This window comes from Treponema sp. R80B11-R83G3 (assembly GCF_054786115.1).
Genome location: NZ_BDHF01000468.1, coordinates 1 through 488, shown reverse-complemented (window position 1 = coordinate 488; position 488 = coordinate 1). Strand labels below are relative to the sequence as shown.

The following is a 488-nucleotide window of genomic DNA, read 5'->3' as shown; positions in this document are numbered from 1 at the left end:
TGTTTTCCACCCATTGAATAGATTCGCATATTGTGCTTTTGCTGACTCCGTAGTCGCCTCCGATGCTTTCCATTGTCCTATATTCACGCAGATATTTAAGCGCGGCATACAATTTATCTTCAACAGACATTTTTGGCGGGCTGCCGCCTTTTCTGTGTGTTTCCTCGTATTCTTTATCAAGAATTTCTTTCATTTTCATAAATGTTTGTGTTTTAACGCCAAACATCCGCTTAAAAGCATGTGCTTTATCGTTATAATTTGTTTTTTCCCCGCCCATTCTAAATTTATATCATATTTTGAGGTTGTCGAACAAGTCTAATATTGATATAAATTTATTTTCAAAAGAAGTTTATTTTACTGTAAAAACAACAATAGGTAATGGATGGAATAATAGAGTATGTCATTTTGAAAAAGGTAAAGGTTATATAAGAAAATATACAGAAAACAAATATGTTTTATTTTATGAAAATTATTTTTTAGAATTATTT

The 488-nt window shown here is 30.7% G+C and carries 2 protein-coding genes; one reads left to right on the top strand and one right to left on the bottom strand.

Annotated elements, in window-relative coordinates; genetic code table 11:
• The coding region (locus ACYVRH_RS14505; RefSeq protein ID WP_461257572.1) for a helix-turn-helix domain-containing protein at nucleotides 1-277 on the bottom strand (277 nt) is incomplete at its 3' end.
• Nucleotides 278-302: 25 nt separating this feature from the next.
• Between ACYVRH_RS14505 and ACYVRH_RS14500 the strand changes: the two genes are divergently transcribed.
• The coding region (locus ACYVRH_RS14500) for a hypothetical protein (RefSeq protein ID WP_461257571.1) at nucleotides 303-488 on the top strand (186 nt) is incomplete at its 3' end.